This window comes from Massilia sp. CT11-137 (assembly GCF_047302885.1).
GTDB lineage: Bacteria > Pseudomonadota > Gammaproteobacteria > Burkholderiales > Burkholderiaceae_D > Telluria > Telluria orientalis.
Map to the genome: position 1 here is coordinate 1,975,601 of NZ_JBKYMP010000002.1, position 23,467 is coordinate 1,999,067.

Below are 23,467 nucleotides of genomic sequence, written 5' to 3' on the forward strand. Positions count from 1 at the left end.
CTCCCACGGATTTTCACCAGCCGATTGACGGATTTCGTTCTGGCGACGCCGGGCGGCGGTTCGTAGAATGCATTGGTGGCTCGCGCATCGTTCCGTCGTTCGATGCGCAGCATCATCTCCTCCCGCGTTCAAGTGGGTTAGGGACGGCTTCGGCCGTCCCTTTTTTTTCGCGCGCGCCCAGGCGCGCCGTGTTTTCGTGGGTCGCTTGACGGATTTCGAAATTGCTGGGGGCAGGGGCGGCTATCAGAATGCATACGATCGCCGCGCGTGCTCGACGGCGACGACATCCAAGACAACACGGAGACTTGATAACGTGAACAATACCAGGAAAACAGCGATCGCCATCGGCGTCGCGCAGCTCGCCCTGATGGCGGGCGGCGCCGCGCTGGCGCAGACCGAACCGACGACCGTCGTCGTGTACGGACAGCGCGCGGCGCTCGATTCGGCGCAGAATATCAAGAAGAACGCGGACGAAATCGTCGACTCGATCGTCGCCGACGACATCGGCAAGCTGCCGGATAAATCGGTGACGGAAGTGCTGCAGCGCGTGGTCGGCGTGAGCATCGACCGCACGATGAACCGGGTCGACCCGCAGCAGGGCGTGGGCGACAGCGTCAACCACTACGCGGCGGAAGGCACGGGCGTGTCGATCCGCGGCCTGGGCGCCGGGCAGGTCCGGTCGGAGTTCAACGGCCGCGACGCGTTCTCCGCCAACGGCGGCCGCGCGCTGAGTTTCGAGGACGTGCCGCCCGAGCTGATGGCCGGCGTGGACGTGTACAAGAACCCGTCCGCCGAGCAGATCGAAGGCGGCATCGGCGGCCTGGTCAACCTGCGCACCGCGCTGCCGTTCGATTCCAAGGGCCGCAAGGTGGCGTTGTCGACCGAGGTCTCGCGCTCGTCGCTGCGCCAGAAGACCGCGCCGCCGTCGGTGTCCGGCCTGTACTCGGACCGCTGGGACACGCGGTTCGGCCAGGTCGGCGTGCTGATCGACCTCGCGCATTCGAAGATCGCGAACCAGAGCGACAGCCTGTCGATCGCCCCGTACAGCTCGCGCGACGACCTCGTGCCCGGCAAGCGCGTCTGGGTCACCCCGTCCGCGAGCTGGGGCCAGAACACCTTCGACCGCACCCGCGACGGCCTGTATGGCGCGCTGCAGTGGAAGAAGGGCGATTTCAGTTCGTACGTGACGTTCCTGCGTTCGCGCTACAAGCAGCACTCGGACGAGCATTCCTACTTCGGCGGGACGAACCCGGCCACCTTGTCGCTGGATCCGGGCGCCACGTACGACGCCAACGGCGCCCTGCTGACCGGCACGCTGCACGACACCACCAACAGCGGTCCGGGCTTCGGTACGGGCCTGGGCTTCGGCACCGATGCGCGCGCGAGCGGCCGCACGTCCGACACGCGCGACGTGTCGTGGTCGGGCACCTGGCGCGCCAGCGACGCGTGGACCCTCAAGGCCGACCTGCAGCACGTGCAGGCCACGACGGACGGCTACGACAATACGGTGGGCCTGGGCGGCTGGGTGCCAGGCCAGACGGTCGACCTGCGCGGCGGCATGCCGACGATCTCGTTCGACCAGGCGTCGCGGGCATACCTGGCCGATCCGTCCCACTACTACTGGGGCTTCACGCAGGTGCACCATGACGTGGCGAAGGCGCAGATGAACACGGCGCGCCTGGACGCCAAGTACACGTTCGACCATCCGATCCTGAACGACCTGCGCTTCGGCGTGCGCGTGACCGACCGCTCGGCGGTGACGCAGTCCACCCACGATTCGGAATGGGTCCAGATCTCGCAGGGATGGGCGGTCGGCAACCAGTCGTGGCAGCCGCTGGCGCAGTTCGCCGGCCTGGGCGACCCGCGCTTCGCGCAGGGCTTCGGCCTGCACCAGTTCAAGAACTTCTTCGGCGGTTCCGCGGCGTCGCCGGCACCGGTGATCGTGCCCGATGCGTCGCTGGCCAACTCGGTCGATGCCGTCAACAAGCTGCACGACTACTACACGACCCTGTGCAACGAAGCCAACGCGACCGGCCGCAACAACGATTGCAGCTACAAACCGCCGAAGTTCGGCGATGCGATTGGCCTGAACGACCAGCACGAACGCACGCAGGCGGCCTACGCCCAGCTGCGTTTCGCGTTCGACAAGCTCGCGTATCCCATCGACGGCAACGTCGGCGTGCGCGTCGTGCGCACGAATCCGAAGTCGATCGGCTACACGCTGTTCACGCCGCCCAACAAGCCGCTGCTGCCGGGCGTGCCGGACATTCCGGCACAGTCGGAGAAGCAGACGTTCGAGAGCACCTACACGCGCGTGCTGCCGAGCCTGAACCTGAAACTGAAGGTCAGCGACGAGCTGCAGTTCCGCCTCGGGCTGTCGAAGGGCATGTCGCGTCCGGACTTCTACCTGCTGCAGGCCTACACGACGCTGGGCATGGACATCAAGACGCACACGCCGCCCGGCGACGACCAGAAGCCGGTGGTCGACTCGATCGCGTACAACGGCCAGCTGCGCGGCAATACGTCGCTCCGTCCGGTCATGGCCACCAACCTCGACCTGACGGCCGAGTACTACTTCGGCCGCGCCAGCTCGGCGACGTTCGGCGTCTTCAACAAGCGGCTGAAGGACGTCATCATCGCGCAGACGACGGTCTACCCGCTGAAGGACGTCACCGGAACGACCCACGACTTCATGGTCACGGGTCCCGTGAACGGCATGGACGCCCGCGTCAGCGGCGTCGAGGCGGGCTTCCAGACCTATTTCGACAAGCTGCCGGGCCTGTTCTCGGGTCTCGGCGTGTCGAGCAACTTCACGTACATCGACAGCAGCACGACGTACCACAACCCGGTCAACGGCACCTGGTGCACGCCGAAGGACACGCTGATGGCCAACATGGTCCGCAACCTGCAGGGCTGCGACACGGACGGCAGGGTGTTCGGCGACATGCCGCTGGTGGGCCTGTCGAAGAACTCGTACAACGTGGCGCTGCTGTACGACAAGGATGCGGTGTCGTTGCGCCTGGCGTACAGCTGGCGCTCGAAGTACCTGCAGTCGACCAACTCGTGGGGCACGGCCGGCAACGATGGCATCGACCGCAACCCGGACAGCCCGAACTACGGCCAGGGTTACTCGGTCAACTACGGTCTGCCGACGTGGGGCGGCGCATACGGCCAGCTCGACCTGGGCTTCCAGTACAAGTTCACCGAGCACCTCCGCCTGGGCGGCCAGGTGGGCAACCTGACGAACCAGGTCTACCGGCAGTACATGCAGCAACAGGTCGGCATGAAACTGCACAACGCCTTCTACACGGGCCGCACGTTCAGCGCCCAGATGAACTACACGTTCTAAGCACGCCGCCGCAAAACAGGCCTCCCCGACCTTTGCCGGTCGCGGGAGGCCATTTCATTCAACCCGACGGATCCACGTATGAAAAAACGCTCCAATCACCTGCTGGCCACGCTCGTCCTGATCTCCACCCAGGCGCTGGCCGCCGCCCCGATCCCGCGCCTGGTCCAGCAGGACGGCCACCATGCGCTGCTGGTCGACGGCAAGCCATTCACCATGCTGGGCGTGCAGGCCCACAATTCGAGTAATTATCCGAATGCGCTGCCCAAGGTCTGGGCCGCCGTCAAGGACGCCCACGCCAACACGCTCGAGATCCCCGTGGCGTGGGAACAGATCGAGCCGGTGGAGGGCAAGTTCGACTTCGGCTACGTCGACACGCTCGTGGCCGAGGCCCGCCGCAACGGCGTGCGCCTCGTGCTGCTGTGGTTCGGCACCTGGAAGAACACCGGCCCCGCGTACACGCCCGAATGGGTCAAGTTCGACGACAAGCGTTTCCCGCGCATGCTCGGCCGCGACGGCAAGGCCAGCTACTGCCTGTCGCCGCTGGGCGAGCAGACCCTGGCGGCCGACAGGAAGGCGTTCGTCGCCCTGATGCGCCACCTGAAGCAGATCGACGAAGCGCAGCGCACCGTGATCATGGTGCAGGTCGAGAACGAGGTCGGCACCTACGGCACCGTGCGCGATTTCGCAGCGCGGGGCGAGGCGGCGTTCCGCCAGCCGGTGCCGGCGGCCGTCCTCGCGCGCAAGAAGCCGCCCGTGCCCGGCGCCGCGAGCGGCACGTGGTCCGAGGTGTATGGCCCGTATGCCGACGAATATTTCCACGCCTGGGCCGTGGCCAGCTACATCGAAGAGATCGCGAAGGCGGGACGCGCCGTGTACGACCTGCCGATGTTCGTCAACAATGCGCTGCGCGATCCGCTCGAACCGCTGGCACCGTGGAAGGGCAACTTCGCCAGCGGCGGTCCGACGTACGACGTGATCGACATCTACAAGGCCGCCGCCCCGCACATCGACGTCGCCGGTCCCGACCTGTACGCGCCGCAATCGAACAGCGTGGCGGCGACGCTGGACAAGTTCCAGCGCCCGGACAACGCGCTGTTCGTGCCGGAGATGGGCAACGCGGCCACGTATGCCCGCTATGTCTACCGGATCCTCGGCGCCGGCGCGATCGGCGTGGCGCCGTTCGGCATCGACTACGCGGACTACAGCAATTATCCGCTGGGCTCCAAGCGCACGGACAAGAGCATGGTCGAGCCGTTCGGGACCATCTATGCCGCGTTCGCGCCGCTGGCGCGGCAGTGGGGGCGATGGGCGCTGGAGGGCCGCACGGCCGGCATCGCGGAAGGCGACGACCGCAAGCCGCAGTCGCTGGTGCTCAAGGACTGGGGCGTCTCCGCCTCGTTCCGCGAGTGGCAGTTCGGCACGATGGGCAAGGACGCGAAGGAAGAAGACTACCCGCCCGGCACGGCGGCCCCGAACGGCGGCGCGGCGTTCGCGCAGATCGGCGCCGACGAGTTCATCGTGATCGGACAGCACGTCCGCCTGCATTTCTGGCCCACCGGCGCCAATGAGGGCAAACGCTCCATGTTCGCGCGCGTGGAGGAAGGGCAGTTCGACCCGCAGGGGCGCTGGATCATGGAACGCAACTGGAATGGCGACCAGGTCGACCATGGTGTCAACCTGCCGTCGCGGCCCACGATCCTGAAGATCCGGCTGCGCGCGTATTGAAGAGGGAGTGCTCGTCATGAAGATCATTCGCATGGGCGCGCTGGCCGCCAGCATGTGGGCATCCGCATGCGCCGCCGCGCAGGTCGGCATCACGATCGACGCGGCCAAGCCGGGCCCCGTCATCAGCCGCTACGTGTACGGCCAGTTCGCCGAGCACCTCGGCACCGGCATCTACGGCGGCCTGTGGGTCGGTCCCGACTCGACGATCCCGAACACGCGCGGCTGGCGCAACGACGTCGTGGCCGCGCTGAAGGCGCTGCACGTACCGCTCGTGCGCTGGCCCGGCGGCTGCTTCGCCGACCAGTACCACTGGCGCGACGGCATCGGTCCGCGCCGGGAGCGCCCCGTGCGCATCAACACGAACTGGGGCGGCGTCGACGAGGACAATGCCGTCGGCACGCACGAATTCTTCGACCTCGTCGAGCAGCTCGGCGCGGATGCCTACGTCAACGGCAATCTCGGCACCGGCACCGTGCGGGAGATGGCGGAATGGATCGAATACATGACGGCGGACGGCTCATCGAGCCTCGCCCGGCTGCGTGCCCGCAACGGCCACCCGGCGCCGTACAAGGTGGCGTTCTTCGGCATCGGCAACGAAGCCTGGGGCTGCGGCGGCAATATGCGGCCGGAGCAGTACGCCGACGCCTACCGCCGCTACGCGACCTTCCTGCATCCCAGCGGCGACACGCAATTCATCGCGGCCGGCGGCCACGACGAGGATACGAGTTGGACGGAGTACCTGAGCCAGCACATCGGCGGCTGGGGCGTGCGCCCCCACGGCATCTCGTTCCACTATTACACGTCGCCCGGCGCGGACGCGAACGGCAAATATGGCGCGACCGGCTTCGACGAAAGCCGCTGGATCCATACGCTGAGCGAGACGCGCCGCATGGAAGGGTTCATCGCCGCCAACGTCGCGAAGCTGGACAAGCACGACCCGCAGAAGAAACTCATGTTCGCCGTCGACGAATGGGGCACCTGGTACGACGCGGAACAAGGCAGCAAGCCGGGCTTCCTCCAGCAGCAGAACTCCCTGCGCGACGCGCTCGTCGCGGCCCTGAACTTCAACATCTTCCACGCCCACGCGGACCGCGTGCGCATGACGAGCATTGCGCAGATGGTGAACGTGCTGCAGGCCATGGTCCGCACGGACGGCACGAAGATGGTGCTGACGCCGACCTACCACGTCTTCCGGATGTACGTGCCGTTCCAGGATGCGGTCTCGGTGCCGGTGACGCTGGCGCACAATCCGCTGTACACGTTCGGTGCCGATGCGATCCCGGCCGTCAGCGCGTCGGCGGCGCGCGGCAAGGACGGCAAGCTGTATCTTGCCCTCGTCAACGCGAACCCGCGCGAGGCGGCCGACGTCACGGTCGACGTGAGCGGCACCGCCGCACGCGGGGCGGCCGGTGCCGTGCTGACGGCGGCCGCGATGGACGCGCACAACACGTTCGCAGCGCCCGATGCCGTCAGGCCCGCGCCGTTCCAGGCCGCGGCCCGGGACGGAAAACTGGTGCTGTCCCTGCCAGCGAAGTCCGTCTTGGTCGTCGCCGTGCAGGAGTAGCGCGCGTCAGAACGACGGCAGGTTGCGGCGGCCCTTGACGCCGAACTTCAGCGCGACGCCCGCGGTCCGCGGGCCAGGCTGGCCGCCGCCGATCCACACGGTGGCGTGGCCCGGCTCGACGCTGCGCTTGCCGGCCGCGTCGACCGTGCTCAGGGCCTTGCCGTCCAGGTCGAACGTCAGCCGGCGCTTCTCGCCCGGCTGCAGCGTGACGCGGGCGAAGCGGACGAGCGTGCGGTTGGGCGCCCCGGGCCGCGGCCTGGCGACGTAGACCTGCACGACTTCGTCCCCGGCGCGCGGTCCGTCGTTCTTCACGTCGACGGCGACCTTGACGGCGCAGCCGGCGCACACGGCCCTTGGCGCGGGCGCGGCGAGCTTGTACGAGAACTGCGTGTAGCTCAGGCCATGGCCGAACGGGTACAACGGCTCGCCCTTGAAGTACTTGTACGTCCGGCCCTGCATGCCGTAGTCCTTGAACGGCGGCAGGTCGGCGGCGGATCGATAAAAGGTCACCGGCAGGCGGCCGGCGGGGCTGAAGTCGCCCGCGATCAGTTCGGCCACGGCCTGGCCGCCTTCGCCGCCCGGATACCAGGCCTGGATGATGGCCGGCACGTGCTTGTCGGCCCAGTTCAGCGCCACCGCGCTGCCGCTCATGTTGACGAGTACCAGCGGCTTGCCGAGCGCCCCCAGGCGTTCGAGCAGCGCTTCCTGCGGCGCGGGCAGGTCGAGGCTCGTGCGGTCGCCGCCCGCGAAGCCCGGCGCGTTGACCGACATCTCCTCGCCCTCCAGCTGCCACGTCAGGCCGCCCGCGAACACGACGAGATCCGCCGCGCGCGCCGCTTCCAGGGCGGCCGTGTCGTCGAAGCTGGGCCGCGTCCACTGCAGCTTCTGGTCGCCGTCCCAGCCGGCCTGGCGGGCCTCGATCTCGATCCGGTACACCTTGCCGGCCGCGAGTTCGACCGGCGTGTTCGACGTCGGCCAGGCGATGTCCCACAAGTCCGTGACGAGGCGTCCGTCGACGCGGATGCGATAGCCCTGGCCGCCTTTCAGCCGCAGGTGATGCGGGCCGGTTTCGAAGGCGCGCAGGTAGCCGCTCCAGCGCGTGGAGGTCTTGCGCTCGACGTTGTCCGGCCAGCCCCAGCGGAACGTCGCCTGCGCACTGGTCGTGACGGCGGCCGGCGCGCCCGCCAGGTCGAGGTTGTCGAACCGTTCCGTGCGCACGCCGGGCTGGGCGCAGCCGGCGTCCAGGCACAGCGCGTCCGCCGGCACGTCCTGCAGCGGCGGCGCGACCCAGCCCGTGCCTTCCACGAACGTGACCTGCGCCTGCGGGAAACGGGCGCGCAGGCCGGCCAGCACGGTGATCGGCTTCGACGGGGTGCCGCTGTAGTTGCCGACCAGCGCGTCGACGCTGTCGGCGTTCGGGCCGATCACGGCGATGCGGCGCGGCGCCGTTTTGAGCGGCAGCAGGCCGTCGTTCTTCAGCAGCACGAGCGACTGGCGCGCCGCTTCCAGGTTCAGGCGGCGGCCGGCCGGGGTGTCGTAATCCTTCGCCGTGATGCCGGCCCAAGGGCGCGGCGCATCGAGCAGGCCGAGGCGGATGCGCGCTTCCAGCAGGCGCAGCACGGCACGGTCGACGTCGGCCTCGGCCAGGAGGCCCTGCTGCACGGCGCGCACGGTCGTGGCGGGCGTCGCCGTGGGGCTGTTGCCGAATTCGCACATCACGTCGGTACCGGTCTTGATCGCGACCGCGACGGCCCGCTCCGGCGTGTCGACATAGCGGTGCGCGCCTTCCGAGTGGATGTCGGCGATGGCGCCGCAGTCGGACACGACATGGCCCTGGAACTTCCACGCATCGCGCAGGAGGTCCTTGAGCAGGGGAGCGCTGGCGCAGGCGGGCAGGCCGTTCACCGCGTTGTACGCGCACATGAGGGACAGCACGTGCCCCTCGGTGACGGCGGCGTGGAACGCGGGCAGGTACGTTTCCGTCAGGTCGCGCGGGGAAGGATGCACGTCCTCGCGGTGGCGGTCGGCCTCCGGCCCGCTGTGCACGGCGAAGTGCTTGACCGTCGCCGATACCTTGGGGGCGCCCGGGTCGGCACCCTGCAGGCCGCGGATGTAGGCCACGCCCAGGCGCGACGTCAGGTAGGGATCCTCGCCATAGGTTTCCTGGCCGCGGCCCCAGCGCGGATCGCGGAAGATGTTCACGTTCGGCGACCACACCGTGAGGCCGCGGTACATGTCGGCGCCGCCGTCGGGATGCACGGTTTCCAGGTACTTCGCGCGGAACTCGGTGCCGACGGTGTCCGCGACGCGTTCGGCGAGCGCGGCGTTCCACGTGGCGGCCAGGCCGATCGCCTGCGGGAACACGGTGGCGTTGCCGGCGCGAGCGACGCCGTGCAGGCCTTCGTTCCACCAGTTGTAGGCCGGGATGCCGAGCCGCGCGATGGCGGGTGAAGTGGATTGCAGCTGGCCGGCCTTTTCGTCCAGCGTCATGCGGGCCAGCAGGGCGTGCGCGCGCGCGGCGGGATCGGCCTGCGCGGCCAGGGCGGGCAGGGACAGCGTCAGGGCGACCGCCGCGGCAAGGGCGGTCCGGGAGAGATGTCGAGGTGTCATGGGCGTAGGTGATGGGTTGGCGCGCGGATGCTAACACCGGTGCGGCCGCGCGCCGGCGTCGTCCGGCGCCGCTGGTGAAAATTCTGCCGGCGCTGCGGAATTTCATGTCGCGCCGCGTGCACGCTCCGGGATTTCGTGGCTGGCCTGAGGGTTTTCGAAATTGCCGCCGTATGGACAGTCTCACAGAATGTATCGAATCCGGGCGGGTGTGCCCGCTGCCGGTACGACATCACATCATTCTGGAGACACAAACATGCACAAGATGCGACTCATCGCCTTGGCCGGCGTCGTGGCGGGCCTCGCTGCCGGCTGCGGCGGCGGCAACGCCGATCACGGCAGCGGTCAAACCGTCCTGGCGGGCACCATCGGATCGGCCACCCCCACCATCAAGCCCGCCCGCTTCGCGAGCGTGAAGTTCGGCGGCGGCGGCTACGTGCCGGGCCTGATCTTCCACCCGACCAGCCCGGACGTGCTGTATGCGCGCACCGACGTCGGCGGCGCCTACCGCTGGGATGCGGCCACCTCGTCCTGGACCGCGATCACGGACATGTTCGGCCCCGACGAGGGCTTTTACCACGGCAGCGAAACGATGGCGCTCGACCCGAACGACGACCAGCGCGTCTACATGAGCGCCGGCATGTACAACTGGGCCAGCAGCACCGCGCGCCTGTACATTTCCACCGACCGCGGCAGCCACTGGACGCACGTCGACCTGCCGTTCCCCGCGGGCGGCAACAACCAGGGCCGCGCGATCGGCGAACGGCTGATGGTCGACCCGAACGACTCGAGGATCCTGTTCTACGCCACGCGCACGGCCGGCCTGTGGAAGAGCATGGACCGCGGCCAGACCTGGAACCAGGTGACGTCGCTCTCGCCGCTGACGATGACCCAGGCGCAGATCGACACGACCTACTGGAGCAGCCCGGTCGGCATCGAACAGGTGATCTTCGACACCGATACCAAAGGTACAGGCACCGCCACGCAGACGATCTACACGGCGGTGGCGCCCGATTACGCGGGCATGGCCGGCCTGACCGCGGGCCTGTACAAGACGACCAACGGCGGCGCGTCGTGGACCAGCATTCCGGTCCCGGCCGACGTGCAGGGCTACATCATCCCGCACATGGCGCGCGCGAAGGACGGCATGATGTACGTGGCGTTCACGAAGGGCGAGGGTCCCGGCGCCGGCGGCCCGTGCCGGCTGTACAAGTTCGACGGCACCCACTGGACCCTGCTGAAAGGCTACGACGACACCCAGTGGTCCAGCTTCGGCATGGGCGGCCTGTCGGTGTCCGGCACCGGCGCCAACACCCGTATCGCGCTGGGCGTGACCAACACGTGGGGGAACTGGGTCGGCATGCCGGCCGTGCAGATGTCCGACGACGGCGGCGCGACCTGGCGCGAAATCGCCAACCTGATGCCGCGCAACCCGACCGATGGCGGCTACTCCGGCTGGGTGGACGACGTCGAGATCGACCCGAACAATCCCGACCGCGTCCTGCACGTGACCGGCGGCGGCGTGTGGGAGACCCGCAACGCGTCGGCCGCGCAGCCGACGTGGAACTTCATCGTCAGCGGCGTCGAGGAAGTCGCGACGAAGGCCCTGATGGCCCCGGCGCCGGGCGCCGGCTACTCGCTGATGCGCGCCGGCCTCGACATCGGCGTCACCGTGCAGACGGAACTCCTCAAGTCGCCCACGCGCACCTCGGGCAACTGGTTCGGCAGCGCATTCGGCATCGACGCCGCATGGTCCGACCCCAACTACATCGCCGCCATCGGCGCCGGGTCGTACGACTACCCGGACATCGTCGGCGCCTACTCCACCAACGGCGGGGTAAGCTGGAACAAGTTCGCGACCAACCACCCGGACGCGAAGGCGCACCAGTCCGAAACGGGCAGCATCGCGGTCACGAAGGCCGGCAACGCGGTCTGGGCGCCGGCCGAGTCGGTACCGGCGTGGACGGCCGACAACGGCAACACGTGGACCTACACGAACCTGCCGGCGCTGCCCCGTATGAGCGTGTCGCGCGGCTATAAAGTCGTGGCCGACCGCAAGAACCCGAACAAGGTCTATGCGTACGACTCGGGCGGCGCGTGGTGGGCGCAATGGGGCGGCGCGGCGCACTTCTACACGTCGACGGACGGCGGCCGCACGTTCACCGAGAGCGCCACGTTCAAGAACATTGCCGCGTTGAACCAGTTCGGACAGACCTCGATCGCCGTCAACCCGAACGCGGAAGGCGACATCTGGCTGGCGGACGGGTTCAGTATCCTGCACTCGACCGATGCGGGCGCCAACTGGACCAAGCTAAACGTGACCCAGTCGGTTCCGAACCCCAGCAACTACTACGAGCCGAAGATCTATGGCGCCACGTCGATCGCCCTCGGCAAGGCCCCGGCGGGCGCCAAATACTCGTCCTCGATCTATATCGTGGGCGTGATCAACGGCCAATGGGGCTTGTATCGCTCGGATGACGGCGCCGCCAACTGGACCCGTATCAACGACGACCAGCACCAGTACGCCGGCATCAGCAACCTCGCGGCCGACCAGACCGTGCCTGGCCGCGTGTACTTCGCCGGCGCCGCCCGCGGCGTCCTGTACACCTACTGACGCAACGCCGGTCCCGCGTGTCGGACACGGGACCGGCCTCTATTCGAATACCTGGAGACATCTACATGAAACTGAAAGCAATCCTGGCCGCGCTCGCACTGGGCGTCGCGGCCGCCAACGCCGGCGCGACCGTCCTGACGTTCGACAGCCTGACCGAGATGATGTACGGCGACGGCTTCCCGCTCGCCGCCAACATGCACTATGACGGCACGAACCTCGTGTACGAGGAGTCGGGCTACCGCCTGACCCTGAACGCGCCGGGGGCGGACGCCGGCGCGGCCCACGTCGGCGACGGCACGTTCGACCCGCAGACGTACAACTGGCACGACGGTTTCGAGAACGGCGCCGGCACCTTCGTCACGCTGACGCGCATCGGCGGCGGCCTGTTCGACCTGCGCGGCTTCGACTACTACACGACCGGCAGCGCGCTGTCGACCGACGGCAACCCGCAGGCCTTCCTGGAGGGCGGCGGCACCTGGGACACGGCGCTGAACGCCATCACGGAGCTGCGTTTCACGTCGGGTGCGGTCAATGCGCTCGCCAACGTCGACGTGGAAGCGTCGGGGACCGTGCCGCTGCCGGGCACCTTGCCGCTGCTGCTGGGCGGCGTGGCGGCCTTCGGCCTGGCGCGCCGCCGGACCTGATCCGGGGAGCGGGATGCAAAGCGGAGGCTGTGTGCCTCCGCTTTTTTTTATGGCGTACCCGGTTCGATCGTCACGTCGCCCGTCAGGCCGGACGGCTGGCCCGGCTGTGCCTGGACCAGCACGGTGAGCGTGCGCCAGCCCGCACCTTTGGGCACCGCCAGGGTCAGCGGGCCCGGTTCGTATGCCGTCTTCTCGCCCAGCCTGACGCCGTCCAGCCACACCTCGGCCTTGCCGGCGATCTCGCGCATGACGAGCCGCGCATGGCCGTCGTTGCGGTCGCTGCGCAGGCCGAACGCGACGCGGTAGCTGCGCCACGGCAGCGCGTCGGGCGCCTGCTTCAGCGGCGGTTCGCCCCAGCCCCACGTGTTCATGTCGTTGTCGGCCAGGACGCGGTTCGGGTCCGGACGGTCGGCCTGCGGCGGCGACGTGCGCCACGGCGCCGGGCGCACGAGCGGCTGCGCCTCGGCGACGGCGGGGATGGGCGCGACGGCGCGCACGTCCAGCGCCAGTGCGGCGGATTGCAGGCCGTCCGCGTGCGCACGCAAGGTCAGCGGACCCCGGCCGGCGCGGCGGCTTTGCACGATCACCTGGGCGAGGCCGTTGTACAGGTTGCGCTCGGGCGCCTTCTCGGACTCGTGCGAGTTCGGGTCGCCGTTGCCGACGCCGATGATCGCGCCGGGGCCGGCAACGTCGAACGTCACGTGCAGGTTGGCGTCGGGGACGGGACGGCCCCGCGCGTCGACCGCGCTCACCGTCACGGGCACGGCATCGGCGCCGTCGCCGGCCAGCGCCGGACGGTCCGGCGCCAGCACGAGGCGGGCGGGGGCGCCGCTCGTCTCGACCTGGTCGCGCCCGACCACGGCGCCATCCTTCAGCGCCACGGCTTCGAGCCGCCCCGGCGCATACGGCACCTGGAACGTGGCCATGTCGAACGGATCGACGTCCTGCTCGCCGACGACGGCGCCGTTGAGCTCCAGGCGCACGCGCGGCGCGTTGGTCGCGACCCGCACCTTGACCGGCTGTCCTTCCTTGCCGGCCCAGTTCCAGTGCGGCATGACCTTGACGACGGTGCGGTCCTTCAGCCACAGCGCCTGGCGGAACCAGTACGCGTTCTTCGGCAGCGCGCACAGGTCCATGATGCCGAAGAACGAGCCGGCGCTGGGCCACTCGTGCGGCGTCGGTTCGCCGCGGTAATCGAGACCGGTCCACGCGAAGCTGCCCGCCAGGAACGGGCGGGCGCTGATCTGCTTCCAGCTGCCGCGCTGCGTCTGGCCCCACTGGGCCGCGTCGTCGTCATAGCTGGCGACGAGGTGTTTGTCCTGGTCGGTCGTGTATTCGCCGCGCGACATGAAGGCCGACGTGTCCTCCGAACTGAACACGGGCTTGTGCGGGTACATCTTGTGGAAGCGGTCGTATTCCCACACCTGGTAATTGATGCCCGCCACGTCCAGCGCCTGCACGGCGCTCCTGGCGGCGAACAGGCCGCCGTGCATCGCGGCGGTGACGGGGCGCGTCGTGTCGAGTTGCTTGATGGCGCCGGCCATCCGGCGCGCCATCTCGTAGCCGATCTCCGTGCCCTGCAGCGTCTCTTCGTTGAAAATCGACCACAGGATGACGCTCGGACGGTTGCGGTCGCGCTTCACGAGCCAGGTCAGTTGCTGCATGTAGTCGGGCGACGTGTTGAAGTTGCGGTTCTCGTCCATCACGAGTAGGCCGATGCGGTCGGCGATGTCCAGCACTTCGGCCGCGGGCGCGTTGTGCGCGAAGCGGATCGCGTTCACCCCCATCGATTTCAGCTGGCGCAGGCGGAATTCCCAGATCGAGTCGGGCACGGCGACACCGACGCCGGCATGGTCCTGGTGGATCGCCACGCCCTGCAGTTTCGTGGGCTGGCCGTTGAGGAAGAAGCCGCGGTCGGCGTCGAAGCGGATCGTGCGGAAGCCCGTGTGCGTCTCGGCGCGATCCAGCTCGCCGGTCGCATCGCGCAGCACGGCGCGCACGCGGTACAGCGCCGGCCCGGCCAGCGTCCACGGCTGGGGATTGCGTATGGCCAGGGCCAACCGCGTGCTGGCCCTGCCGAGCGCATCGACCTGCACGGGCGCGCCGGCGTGCGCGACTTCATGGCCGGCCGGATCGAGCAGGCTGACTTCCAGGCGCGCCTTGCGTGCGCTGTCTGCGCTGCTGTCGACGTCCACCGTCACGGGCAGCGTCCAGCGGCCGTCCTTCCGCACCGGATTCGCGTGGATGCCGTCGGTGGCGATGTGCATGGCGTCGCGCTTGACGAGCCAGGTGTGGCGGTAGATGCCGGCGCCTTCGTACCACCAGCCTTCCATCACTTCGGCGTCGACGCGCACGGCGATCGTGTTCGGCTCCGCGCCGTAGCGCATGTACGGCGTGATGTCGATGTAGCGGCCGTTGTAGCCCGACCAGTTGCGGTTCACCACGATGCCGTTGACCCACACGGTGCTGTGCGTGGCGACGCCGTCGAACTGCAGCTCGATGTGCCGTCCGCGGTCGGACGCCGGCAGGGTGAAGTAGCGCCGGTACCAGCCGATGCCGCGCGCGCGGTAGCCCTGCGACTTGTTCTGTGCGGCGTCGAACGGGCCTTCCACCGCCCAGTCGTGCGGCAGGTCGACCCGGCGCCATCCTGAATCGTCGTAGTCGGTATTGGCCGGGCCCTGCGCCTCGCCCGCTTTGGCATTGAGGTAGCTGGCGCCATGGCCCTTGATGGCCGGCAGGGGCACGTCGCCCTGCAGGAAGCGCCAGCCCGCATCCAGCGACAGTCGCTCGCGCGGGGCAGCGTGGGCGGGTTGCAACGTTGCCAGCAGCACGGCGCAGGCGGTGAGCAGGCGGTGGAGGACGGCGCGCATCCAGGCGCCGCGGTGGTCGTGGCCGGTCATCATGCGGGCTGCGCTCAATCGGCGTCGGCGGGAATGACGGACAGCTCGGCCGCGCTGGCCGAGCCGGAGCGCCACACATCGTCCAGCACCGTGAAACGGAAGAAGCGGGCGGCGACCGGCGCGAAACGGGCCGTCTGCAGGTCGGGGTTGTTGTGGACGTTCGCGAACGTGCCCCGTTCGACGGCGGCCTGCCAGTGCGTCCCGTCCGCGCTCGTCTCGAAGCGGTAGTTCACGGCCGTCCCCGCCACCTGCCCGTCCTGCCGCGGCAGGTAGGCGAGGCCCGCGATGCGGTGGGATTGGCCCATGTCGACCTGGATGGACCGGCCGCCGCCCCACGGCGTCTGCCAGAACGTGGCGGGATCGCCGTCGACGGCGAGTGCGGCCGCGTGGCCGGCATCTTCGGCATCCGCCGCCACGACCGTGAAGCCGCGCGGCGACAAGCCCGTGAAGTCGCGCACGCCGACGACGCCGAGCCGCCCGCCGGGCAGCAGGCGCGCCGCCTTCACGATGCCGCTGCCGGGCATGGCCAGCGGCGCGCGGTACACGGGCGACGCGGCCGTCGGGGCCGAGCCGTCGACCGTGTAGACGATCGTGCCGCCGGCCGGATGGTCGAGCCGCACGGCGCCGGCGGCGTCGCGGTCGGCGATCGTGGGCGGCAACAGGTCTTCCGATTGCTTGTACAGCCCGATCTCCGCCAGCGTCGGCTCGAGGCGCGCGCCCGTGATGCGCACGCGCACGCGGTCCGTCGTCACCGGCGCGCGCAGCCGGATCAGGCGGCGGTGGCCGACCGTCGTCGTCACGTCGGCCGGGTGGCGCGCGGGCGCGGTCCACGCCGTGCCGTCCCACGTCTCGATCTCGAACGACTCGATGCGCTGGCCGCGCCGGTCCACCGCTTCCTGCAGCGACACGACGTCGAAGCGCGTGCGCCGGGGCAGGGTCAGCGTGAGCGTGCCGTCGCTGCGCCCGGGCGCCGCCTCCCACCAGGTGTCCAGGCTGCCGTCGAGGACGGCCGGGGCGGCATGGCGCGGGGCCGCGTGGTCGGCCGTCACGCGCGCGCCGCGTGCGAGGTTGACGGCGAACGTGGCGCGCACGATGGCGCCCAGCTGGCCCAGCGTCGCGACCTGGTCGTCGGGCACGAGGCCGCTCTTGTCCGGCGACAGGTTCAGGATCAGGTTGGCGTTGCGGCCGATCGACGAATAAAAGATGTCGACCAGCTGCGTGACGGGACGGGGCCGCTTGTCGTGCGCCCAGAACCACTGGCCGTTCGCCAGCAGGGTCGCGTTGGTCTCGGCCGGGTACCACCACAGGTGCGATCCCGGCTTGAGCTGCGCCCGGCTGCCGAGGTCCGCGCCCTGCATGTCGGGCCACTGGAACGCGCCGGGGGCCGTGGGCAGTGGAATCACGCTCCATTCGGTGGTGCGGCCGTAGCCGCTTTCCGTGCCGACCCAGCGCACGTCCGGCCCCTTGCCCATGATGACGGCGTCCGGCTGCAGCTTGCGGATCAGGTCGTACCAGGCCGCGTAGTCGTAGGTCTCGGCCACGCTCGGGTCGGGATTGGCGCCGTCGAACCACACTTCATGGACCGGTCCGTATTCCGTCAGCAGTTCGTACAGTTGGTTCAGGAAGTAGCGGTTGTAGTCGTCGACCTCGTACGTGAACACGGGCCGGCCCGGCGGCGGGGTGCGCCCCTGCGCGGGGTCGCTCTGGAAGCGGGCCGGGTCGGTCGGGATCGTCGAGCGGCGTTTCGCGCTGCCGTTGCCGTAATAACCGGCCGGGTTCGCGGCGTTGGTCTTCAGCTGGTACAGGTCGGCCGGCGACAGGTAGATGCCGAGCTTGACGCCGGCGCCGCGCGCCGCATCGGCCACCTCGCGCACGAGGTCGCCCTTGCCGCCGCGCCAGGGACTCGCGGCCGACGAGTGATTCGTATAGCGCGACGGCCACATCGCGAAGCCGTCGTGGTGCTTGGCCACCAGCACGAGCATCTTGCCGTCGAGCTGTTTCACCGCGCGCAACCACTGGTGCGCGTCCAGTTGCGTGGGATTGAACAGGGCAGGGTCTTCCTTGCCGTTGCCCCATTCCACTTCATTGAACGTGTTGACGCCGAAGTGCAGGAAGAACGTGCGCTCCAGCCGCATCCAGGCGGACTGGTTGGGGCGGGGCAGGGTTGTCGCGGCCTTGGCGACGATCGTGGCGGGGGTGTCGTCCGCGGCGATGACGTGTTCCGTCGCATAGGGAATGGGGGCGCCGTGCGCAGCGGCGCAGGCGAGCGCGAGGGCCAGGCCGAGGCAGCCTTGTGGGTGTCGAGGTGGGAGCATGATGTGTCGGTGTGATAAGTGGCGTATCGATTTTGTGATCGGCCGTATTACGCTTGCAATCGCGAAATCCCACAACCGGCATGGAAAATTACGTAAATCCGCGTCGCCAACGTGGCAACCAGGTAACGGTTACCGCTATCACCGTGCGCGCACGCCTAAAAAGGTGTGACGTACGGCAACTGTTGCGTGCATAATCAAAAAAAACATTAACTTATTGATTTACCACAGAAAGATGTCGTATCAGCCACAGGCTGACCGGCACCGCATCTCTCCGCCATGTCCTTCCTGTCCCGTGTCGCCCTGTCCGCGTTACCGTCGCGCCTCGCGCGGCTGTACGGCCGCTCGCTGTACGCCGCGCTGCTCGTGCTGGTGGCCGGCGGCCTGGCGATACCGGCCGTCGTGGGCGGCTACCTCATGATCGGCGTGCAGGAACAGCATGCGGCGCGCCGCGAGCTGGACGAGACCCTCCAGCGCAATGCCGACATCCTCGCCCTCGGCATGCAGGAATCGCTGTGGAACATGAACATCGACGCGGCCCGCTCGCTCGTCGATTCGCTGATGGGCGACCCGGCCGTCGTGCGCGTGCATGTGGGCGCGCAGGCGGAGGGCGATTTCATCGACCGCCGCGCGGCGGCCGCGCCCGGCGGCCACGTGCTGCGCGCCGAGCGCGAGGTCGTCGTGCACGGCCAGCCGATCGGCCACGTGACGGTCGAGATGGACGACAGCCTGAGCCAGCAATCGCTGCGCGCCAAGCAGGTGCGCTACGCGCTGGTGCTGGCTGTGCAGCTGGGCGTGTCGCTGCTGCTGATCCTGATGCTGCTGCGGCGCCGCCTGCTGGCGCCGCTGGGCACCCTGATGAGCTTTTCCGATCACCTGGCGCGCGGCCAGTTCGACGCGCCGCTCGCGCTGTCCACGAACGACGAACTGGGCCGGCTCGGCGGCCAGCTGGAGCACATGCGTATCGCGATCGGCGACCTGTTCCAGGACATCGCGCGGCGCGAGGAACGCTTCCGCACCATCGTCACGCAGGTGCCGGGCGCCGTGTTCCGTGCCCGGCCGGGTGGGCCGATCGACTTCGTCAGCGACGCCTTCGAAGACATCTCCGGCTATCCAGCGGCTCACTTCATCGGCGCGCACACGGACCGCTGGGCCGACGTCATCTGCCCGGAAGACCGCAAGATGCAGCGGCACCTCGTCAAGGAGGCCGTGCTGGCCGTGCGGCCTTACGAGATCGAATACCGCATCACGGACGCCGCCGGCATCGAGCGCTGGGTGCTGGAGAGCGGCCAGCCGGTCGGCTTCGACGGCAACGCCGCGTTCTGGATCGACGGGATCATCTCCGACATCAGCGAGCGCAAATACAACGAGATGCGCATCGAGGCGCTGCTGGCCGAGCAGGGCGCGGTGCTGGACAACGTCATGTTCGGCATCATGTACGTGCGCGAGCGCCGCGTCGTGTCGACCAACCGCCGCTTCGACGAATTGTTCGGCTACGGCGAGGGCGAGCTGCAGGGCGATCCGATCGGCGTGCTGTTTCCGACCGTCGAGGATTACGTGCAGGGCATCGACGCGGCGGAACCCGTGCTGGCGCGCGGCGGCGATTTCGGCGACGAGCGCCAGTTCCGCCGCCGCGACGGCAGCCTGGTGTGGTGCACCGTGAGCGGCCGCGCGCTCGACCCGGAACGCCAGGACGACGGCAGCATCTGGGTGTTCGCCGACATCACGGAGCGGCGCCAGACCGAGGAAAAGCTGCGCCTGTCGGCCACCGTGCTGGAACACATCGCCGACGGCGTGATGGTGATCGACCTGCACGGCAAGATCGTCGCGACGAACCCCGCCTTCACGCAGATCACCGGGTACACGGAGAGCGAAGCGGTCGGCACGCATTCGAGCCTCACGCGCCTGGCGAGCCACGACGCCGGGTTCTCCGAGGCGCTGTGGACCGACCTGGCGGAGACGGGGTTCTGGCGCGGCGAACTCCTGAACCGCCGCAAGAACGGCGAGACTTACCTCGAGTGGCTGACCGTGTCCGCGGTGCGCGACGATGCCGACGCCGTCACGCACTACGTCTGCGTGTTTTCCGACATCACGAAGGTCAAGGAATCGCAGGACAAGCTGGACCACCTGGCGCACCACGACCCGCTCACGGGCCTGCCGAACCGCCTGCTGTTCCACGACCGCCTGCAGCACGCGATGGTGCGCGCGGCGCGCAACAACCGCCAGCTCGCGGTGATGTTCATCGACCTCGACCGCTTCAAGACCGTCAACGACACGCTCGGCCACCACGTCGGCGACGAGCTGCTGAAACAGGTGGCGGGCCAGCTGGCCGGGTGCCTGCGCGACGGCGACACGCTGGCGCGCCTGGGCGGCGACGAATTCATCGTGCTGCTGGAAGACGTCGACGGCGCCCACGGCGCGCGCCAGGTCGCGGAAAAACTGATGCAGCTGTTCGAGCGGCCCGCGCTCGTGTCGGATTACGAACTGTTCGTCACGGGCAGCGTCGGCATCAGCCTGTTCCCGCAGGATGCCGTCGACATGAACGTCTTGATCCGGAATGCCGACGTGGCCATGTACCAGGCCAAGGCGCGTGGCCGCAACGGCTACCAGCTGTATGCCCCGTCGATGGATGGCGACGGCGCCGAGCGCCTGCGCATGGAAGGTCTGCTGCGCCGTGCGATCGAGCGGGGCGAGATCCGCCTGCATTACCAGCCGCAGGTCGAGATCGAGACGGGCCGCCTGATCGGCGTCGAGGCGCTCGTGCGCTGGCACAGCGCGGAACTGGGCCATGTGCCCCCGGTGCGCTTCATTCCGCTCGCCGAGGACATCGGCTTCATCGGCCAGCTGGGCGCGTGGGTGCTGGAAGAGGCATGCCGCCAGGTGGTATGCTGGGAGACGGCCGGGCTGTACGTGCCGAAGGTGGCGGTGAACCTGTCCGGCCGCCAGTTCGACCGCGGCAGCGTGGCGCCGCTCGTCGCGCGCGTACTCGCCGACGCTGGCCTCGCGCCGCAGCGGCTGCAGCTGGAGGTGACGGAGTCCGTGATCATGAATACGGGCGACGCGCTCCAGTACATCAACGACCTGCACGCCCTGGGCGTGGAACTGGCGATCGACGATTTCGGCACTGGTTATTCGTCGCTCGCGTACCTGAAGCAGCTGCCGGTGCAGACACTGAAAATCGACCGCAGCTTCATCAAGGACATCGCTGCCGACAAGGACGACGAGGCGATCGCGGTCGCCATCGTCCAGCTGGGCAAGAGCATGGACCTCGCCGTGATCGCGGAAGGCGTGGAGACCGCCGAGCAGGCGGCCTTCCTGCTGCGCCACGGCTGCCGGCGCGCGCAGGGCTATCTGTACGGCCGGCCGGTGGAGCCGGCTGAATTGTTGGAGACATGGAGGCAGGACGATGCGGGACACGGGCGGACCAGGTTCGGATAAGGAGGACGGTGGTCCTGTACGCACCGTGCGCAGGGGCCGGCGCCGGTTCCTGCTGGGCGGCTTGGCCGCGGGCACGGCGCTCGTCGTCGGCTGGGGCGTCGCGCCCCCGCGCCAGCGCCTGCGCGCGACCGGGCCGGCTGCCGTGCACGATGCCGGCACCATCGCCCTGAACGGCTGGGTCGCGATCTCTCCCGACGGCACCATCGACGTCGTCGTCCCGCGCAGCGAGATGGGGCAGGGCGTGCACACGGCGCTGCCCATGCTGCTGGCCGAGGAACTGGACGCGCCGCTGGCAGCCGTGCGCGTCGTGCAGGCGCCCATCGACAAGATCTTCGCCAACCTCACCGTCCTGCGCGACACCCTGCCGTTCCATCCGGACGATGCCGGCAACTTCCAGCTGGGTGCGCGCTGGGTCGCGGGCAAGGTGGCGCGCGAGCTGGGCATCATGTTCACGGGCGGTTCGACGAGCGTGAAGGATGCGTGGCCGACGATGCGGACGGCCGGCGCCGTCGCGCGCGCGATGCTGCTGCGCGCGGCCGCCGAGCAGTGGAAGACGACACCGGAGACGCTGTCGACGCGCGACGGCATGGTGCTCCATCCTGACGGACGGCGCGCGCCGTACGGCCTGCTCGCGCAGCGCGCGGCTGCGCTGGGCGGCGACATCGATGCGGACGACGTCCGCCTCAAGACGCCCGCGGACTTCCGCCTGATCGGCAAGCCGGTGCCGCGGCGCGACGCGCCATCGAAGGTCAACGGGCGCGCGGTGTTCGGCATCGACGTGCGGCCGGAAGGCCTGCTGTACGCGGCGCTGCGCATGGCGCCCGTGCTGGGCGCAGGTGTCGCGGGGTTCGATGCGGGCAAGGTGGCCGCGCTGCCGGGCGTCGAGCACGTCGTCGACGTATCGTCCGCGCTCGCGCCCTTGTCCGGTGCGGGCGCCGGCGTCGCGGTCGTGGCGAAGGGCTGGTGGCAGGCGCAGCAGGCCGCGCTGGCGCTGCCCGTGCAGTGGACCGCGAGCCCGCATGCCGCGTTGTCGAGCGAGTCCGTGTTCGCCGGTTTTGCGAAGGCGCTCGATGAAGAATCGGGCCACGCGTATTTCGAGGCCGGCAGCCAGGACGCGGCCGAACTCGCGGGCACGCGCATCGTGCGGGCCGAATACCGCGCGCCCTTCCTCGCGCACGCGACGATGGAACCGCAGAACTGCACGGCGCAGGTCCTGGACGGCAAAGTGACGCTGTGGTCGCCCACGCAGGTCCCGAGCATCGCGGTGGACGTGGCGGCGAAGGTCGCGGGCGTCGCGCGCGAGGATGTGACCATCGAGGTGACGATGCTGGGCGGCGGCTTCGGCCGGCGCCTGGAGACGGACATGGTGGCGCAGGCCGTCGCCGTGGCCATGCGGACGGGCGGCCGCCCGGTGCAACTGCTCTGGACGCGCGAGGACGACACGGGCCACGACGTCTACCGCCCGGCCGCGCTGGCCCGGTACACGGCGCACGTCGGCGCCGACGGGCGCGTGCTCGCCTGGGACAGCAAGCTCGCGAGCGGCGCCATCGGCCACCAGTACTTCGCGCGCAACCTCGGCCTGCCCGGCGTCGGTCCGGACAAGACGACGGCCGAGGGCGAGTACGACCTGCAGTACGCGATCGCGAACCGCCGCAGCCGCCACGTGACCGTCGACAGCGTCGTGCCGATCGGGTACTGGCGCTCCGTGGGCCACTCGCACAATGCGTTCTTCAAGGAGAGCTTCGTGGACGAGGTGGCCCATGCGGCGGGGCAGGACCCGGTCGCGTGGCGGCGCGCGCTGCTGAAGGACCATCCGCGCCACCTGGCCGCGCTGGACGCGGCGCTCGCGCGTGCGGGCACGCCGGCGCAAGGCCGCGCGCACGGCGTCGCCGTGCACCAGTCGTTCGGGACCGTGGTGGCGCAGGTCGCGGAAGTGTCGGTGCAAGACAAGGAGATCCGCGTGCACAAGGTCGTGTGCGCCGTCGATTGCGGCCTCGTCGTCAATCCGAACATCGTCGCGCAGCAGGTCGAATCGGGCGTCGTGTTCGGCCTGTCGGCCGCGCTGGCGGGGGAGATCACCTTCAAGGACGGCCAGCCGCAGCAGACGAATTTCGGCGATTATCCCGTGCTGCGGATGGCGCAGGCGCCCGAGGTGGAGACCGTCATCGTACCGAGCGCGGAACCGCCGGAAGGCATGGGCGAACCCGCGGTGCCGCCCGTGGCGCCGGCGGTGGCGAACGCCGTATTCAAATTGACGGGCCAGCGGTTGCGGACATTACCGTTGCGACTGCCGTAGGGCGGCACCCCTGTGCCC

10 protein-coding genes are annotated in these 23,467 nt (G+C 69.2%); 7 read left to right on the top strand and 3 right to left on the bottom strand.

Annotated elements, in window-relative coordinates; genetic code table 11:
• The first annotated feature begins 313 nt into the window (after nucleotides 1-313).
• From ACEN98_RS25565 to ACEN98_RS25575, 3 genes are all read left to right on the top strand, one after another.
• The gene (locus ACEN98_RS25565; RefSeq protein WP_413387665.1) at nucleotides 314-3,349 is read left to right on the top strand and encodes a TonB-dependent receptor; all 3,036 of its coding nucleotides are present in this window, start codon (nucleotides 314-316) and stop codon (nucleotides 3,347-3,349) included.
• Between the two features lie 78 nt (nucleotides 3,350-3,427).
• Nucleotides 3,428-5,074 (top strand): DUF5597 domain-containing protein, encoded by a 1,647-nt coding sequence (locus tag ACEN98_RS25570; protein WP_413387666.1) that lies wholly within the window; start codon nucleotides 3,428-3,430, stop codon nucleotides 5,072-5,074.
• A gap of 16 nt (nucleotides 5,075-5,090) precedes the next feature.
• Nucleotides 5,091-6,638, top strand: coding sequence for an alpha-N-arabinofuranosidase (locus tag ACEN98_RS25575; RefSeq protein ID WP_413387667.1), 1,548 nt, complete (start codon nucleotides 5,091-5,093; stop codon nucleotides 6,636-6,638).
• Between the two features lie 6 nt (nucleotides 6,639-6,644).
• Here ACEN98_RS25575 and ACEN98_RS25580 read toward each other — a convergent pair whose 3' ends face one another.
• A complete protein-coding gene (locus ACEN98_RS25580) occupies nucleotides 6,645-9,248 on the bottom strand; it encodes a glycoside hydrolase family 3 C-terminal domain-containing protein (RefSeq protein WP_413387668.1) in 2,604 nt (867 codons plus the stop codon).
• Nucleotides 9,249-9,501: 253 nt separating this feature from the next.
• On the opposite strand from ACEN98_RS25580, the gene ACEN98_RS25585 reads away from it, so the two are divergent.
• Both ACEN98_RS25585 and ACEN98_RS25590 read left to right on the top strand, forming a co-directional pair.
• Nucleotides 9,502-11,859, top strand: coding sequence for a WD40/YVTN/BNR-like repeat-containing protein (locus tag ACEN98_RS25585; protein ID WP_413387669.1), 2,358 nt, complete (start codon nucleotides 9,502-9,504; stop codon nucleotides 11,857-11,859).
• A 65-nt stretch (nucleotides 11,860-11,924) separates the two neighbouring features.
• A complete protein-coding gene (locus tag ACEN98_RS25590; RefSeq protein WP_413387670.1) occupies nucleotides 11,925-12,503 on the top strand; it encodes a hypothetical protein in 579 nt (192 codons plus the stop codon).
• A gap of 47 nt (nucleotides 12,504-12,550) precedes the next feature.
• Here ACEN98_RS25590 and galA read toward each other — a convergent pair whose 3' ends face one another.
• The gene (gene galA / locus ACEN98_RS25595) at nucleotides 12,551-15,406 is read right to left on the bottom strand and encodes a beta-galactosidase GalA (protein WP_413387671.1); all 2,856 of its coding nucleotides are present in this window, start codon (nucleotides 15,404-15,406) and stop codon (nucleotides 12,551-12,553) included.
• An 11-nt stretch (nucleotides 15,407-15,417) separates the two neighbouring features.
• Nucleotides 15,418-17,718: an alpha-L-fucosidase gene (locus ACEN98_RS25600; protein ID WP_413387672.1), complete on the bottom strand. Its 2,301-nt coding sequence runs from the start codon at nucleotides 17,716-17,718 to the stop codon at nucleotides 15,418-15,420.
• A gap of 276 nt (nucleotides 17,719-17,994) precedes the next feature.
• On the opposite strand from ACEN98_RS25600, the gene ACEN98_RS25605 reads away from it, so the two are divergent.
• Both ACEN98_RS25605 and ACEN98_RS25610 read left to right on the top strand, forming a co-directional pair.
• Nucleotides 17,995-21,153: an EAL domain-containing protein gene (locus ACEN98_RS25605; RefSeq protein WP_413387673.1), complete on the top strand. Its 3,159-nt coding sequence runs from the start codon at nucleotides 17,995-17,997 to the stop codon at nucleotides 21,151-21,153.
• Nucleotides 21,122-23,449, top strand: coding sequence for a molybdopterin cofactor-binding domain-containing protein (locus tag ACEN98_RS25610; protein ID WP_413387674.1), 2,328 nt, complete (start codon nucleotides 21,122-21,124; stop codon nucleotides 23,447-23,449). Before ACEN98_RS25605 ends, ACEN98_RS25610 begins: the two co-directional genes overlap by 32 nt.
• The last annotated feature ends 18 nt before the right edge of the window (nucleotides 23,450-23,467 follow it).

Coding starts and splice junctions, on each gene's coding strand:
- ACEN98_RS25570 (WP_413387666.1), top strand. CDS start 3,428: ATGAAAAAACGCTCCAATCACCTGCTGGCCACGCTCGTCCTGATCTCC.
- ACEN98_RS25575 (WP_413387667.1), top strand. CDS start 5,091: ATGAAGATCATTCGCATGGGCGCGCTGGCCGCCAGCATGTGGGCATCC.
- ACEN98_RS25580 (WP_413387668.1), bottom strand. CDS start 9,248: ATGACACCTCGACATCTCTCCCGGACCGCCCTTGCCGCGGCGGTCGCC.
- ACEN98_RS25585 (WP_413387669.1), top strand. CDS start 9,502: ATGCACAAGATGCGACTCATCGCCTTGGCCGGCGTCGTGGCGGGCCTC.
- ACEN98_RS25590 (WP_413387670.1), top strand. CDS start 11,925: ATGAAACTGAAAGCAATCCTGGCCGCGCTCGCACTGGGCGTCGCGGCC.
- galA (WP_413387671.1), bottom strand. CDS start 15,406: ATGATGACCGGCCACGACCACCGCGGCGCCTGGATGCGCGCCGTCCTC.
- ACEN98_RS25600 (WP_413387672.1), bottom strand. CDS start 17,718: ATGCTCCCACCTCGACACCCACAAGGCTGCCTCGGCCTGGCCCTCGCG.
- ACEN98_RS25605 (WP_413387673.1), top strand. CDS start 17,995: ATGTCCTTCCTGTCCCGTGTCGCCCTGTCCGCGTTACCGTCGCGCCTC.
- ACEN98_RS25610 (WP_413387674.1), top strand. CDS start 21,122: ATGCGGGACACGGGCGGACCAGGTTCGGATAAGGAGGACGGTGGTCCT.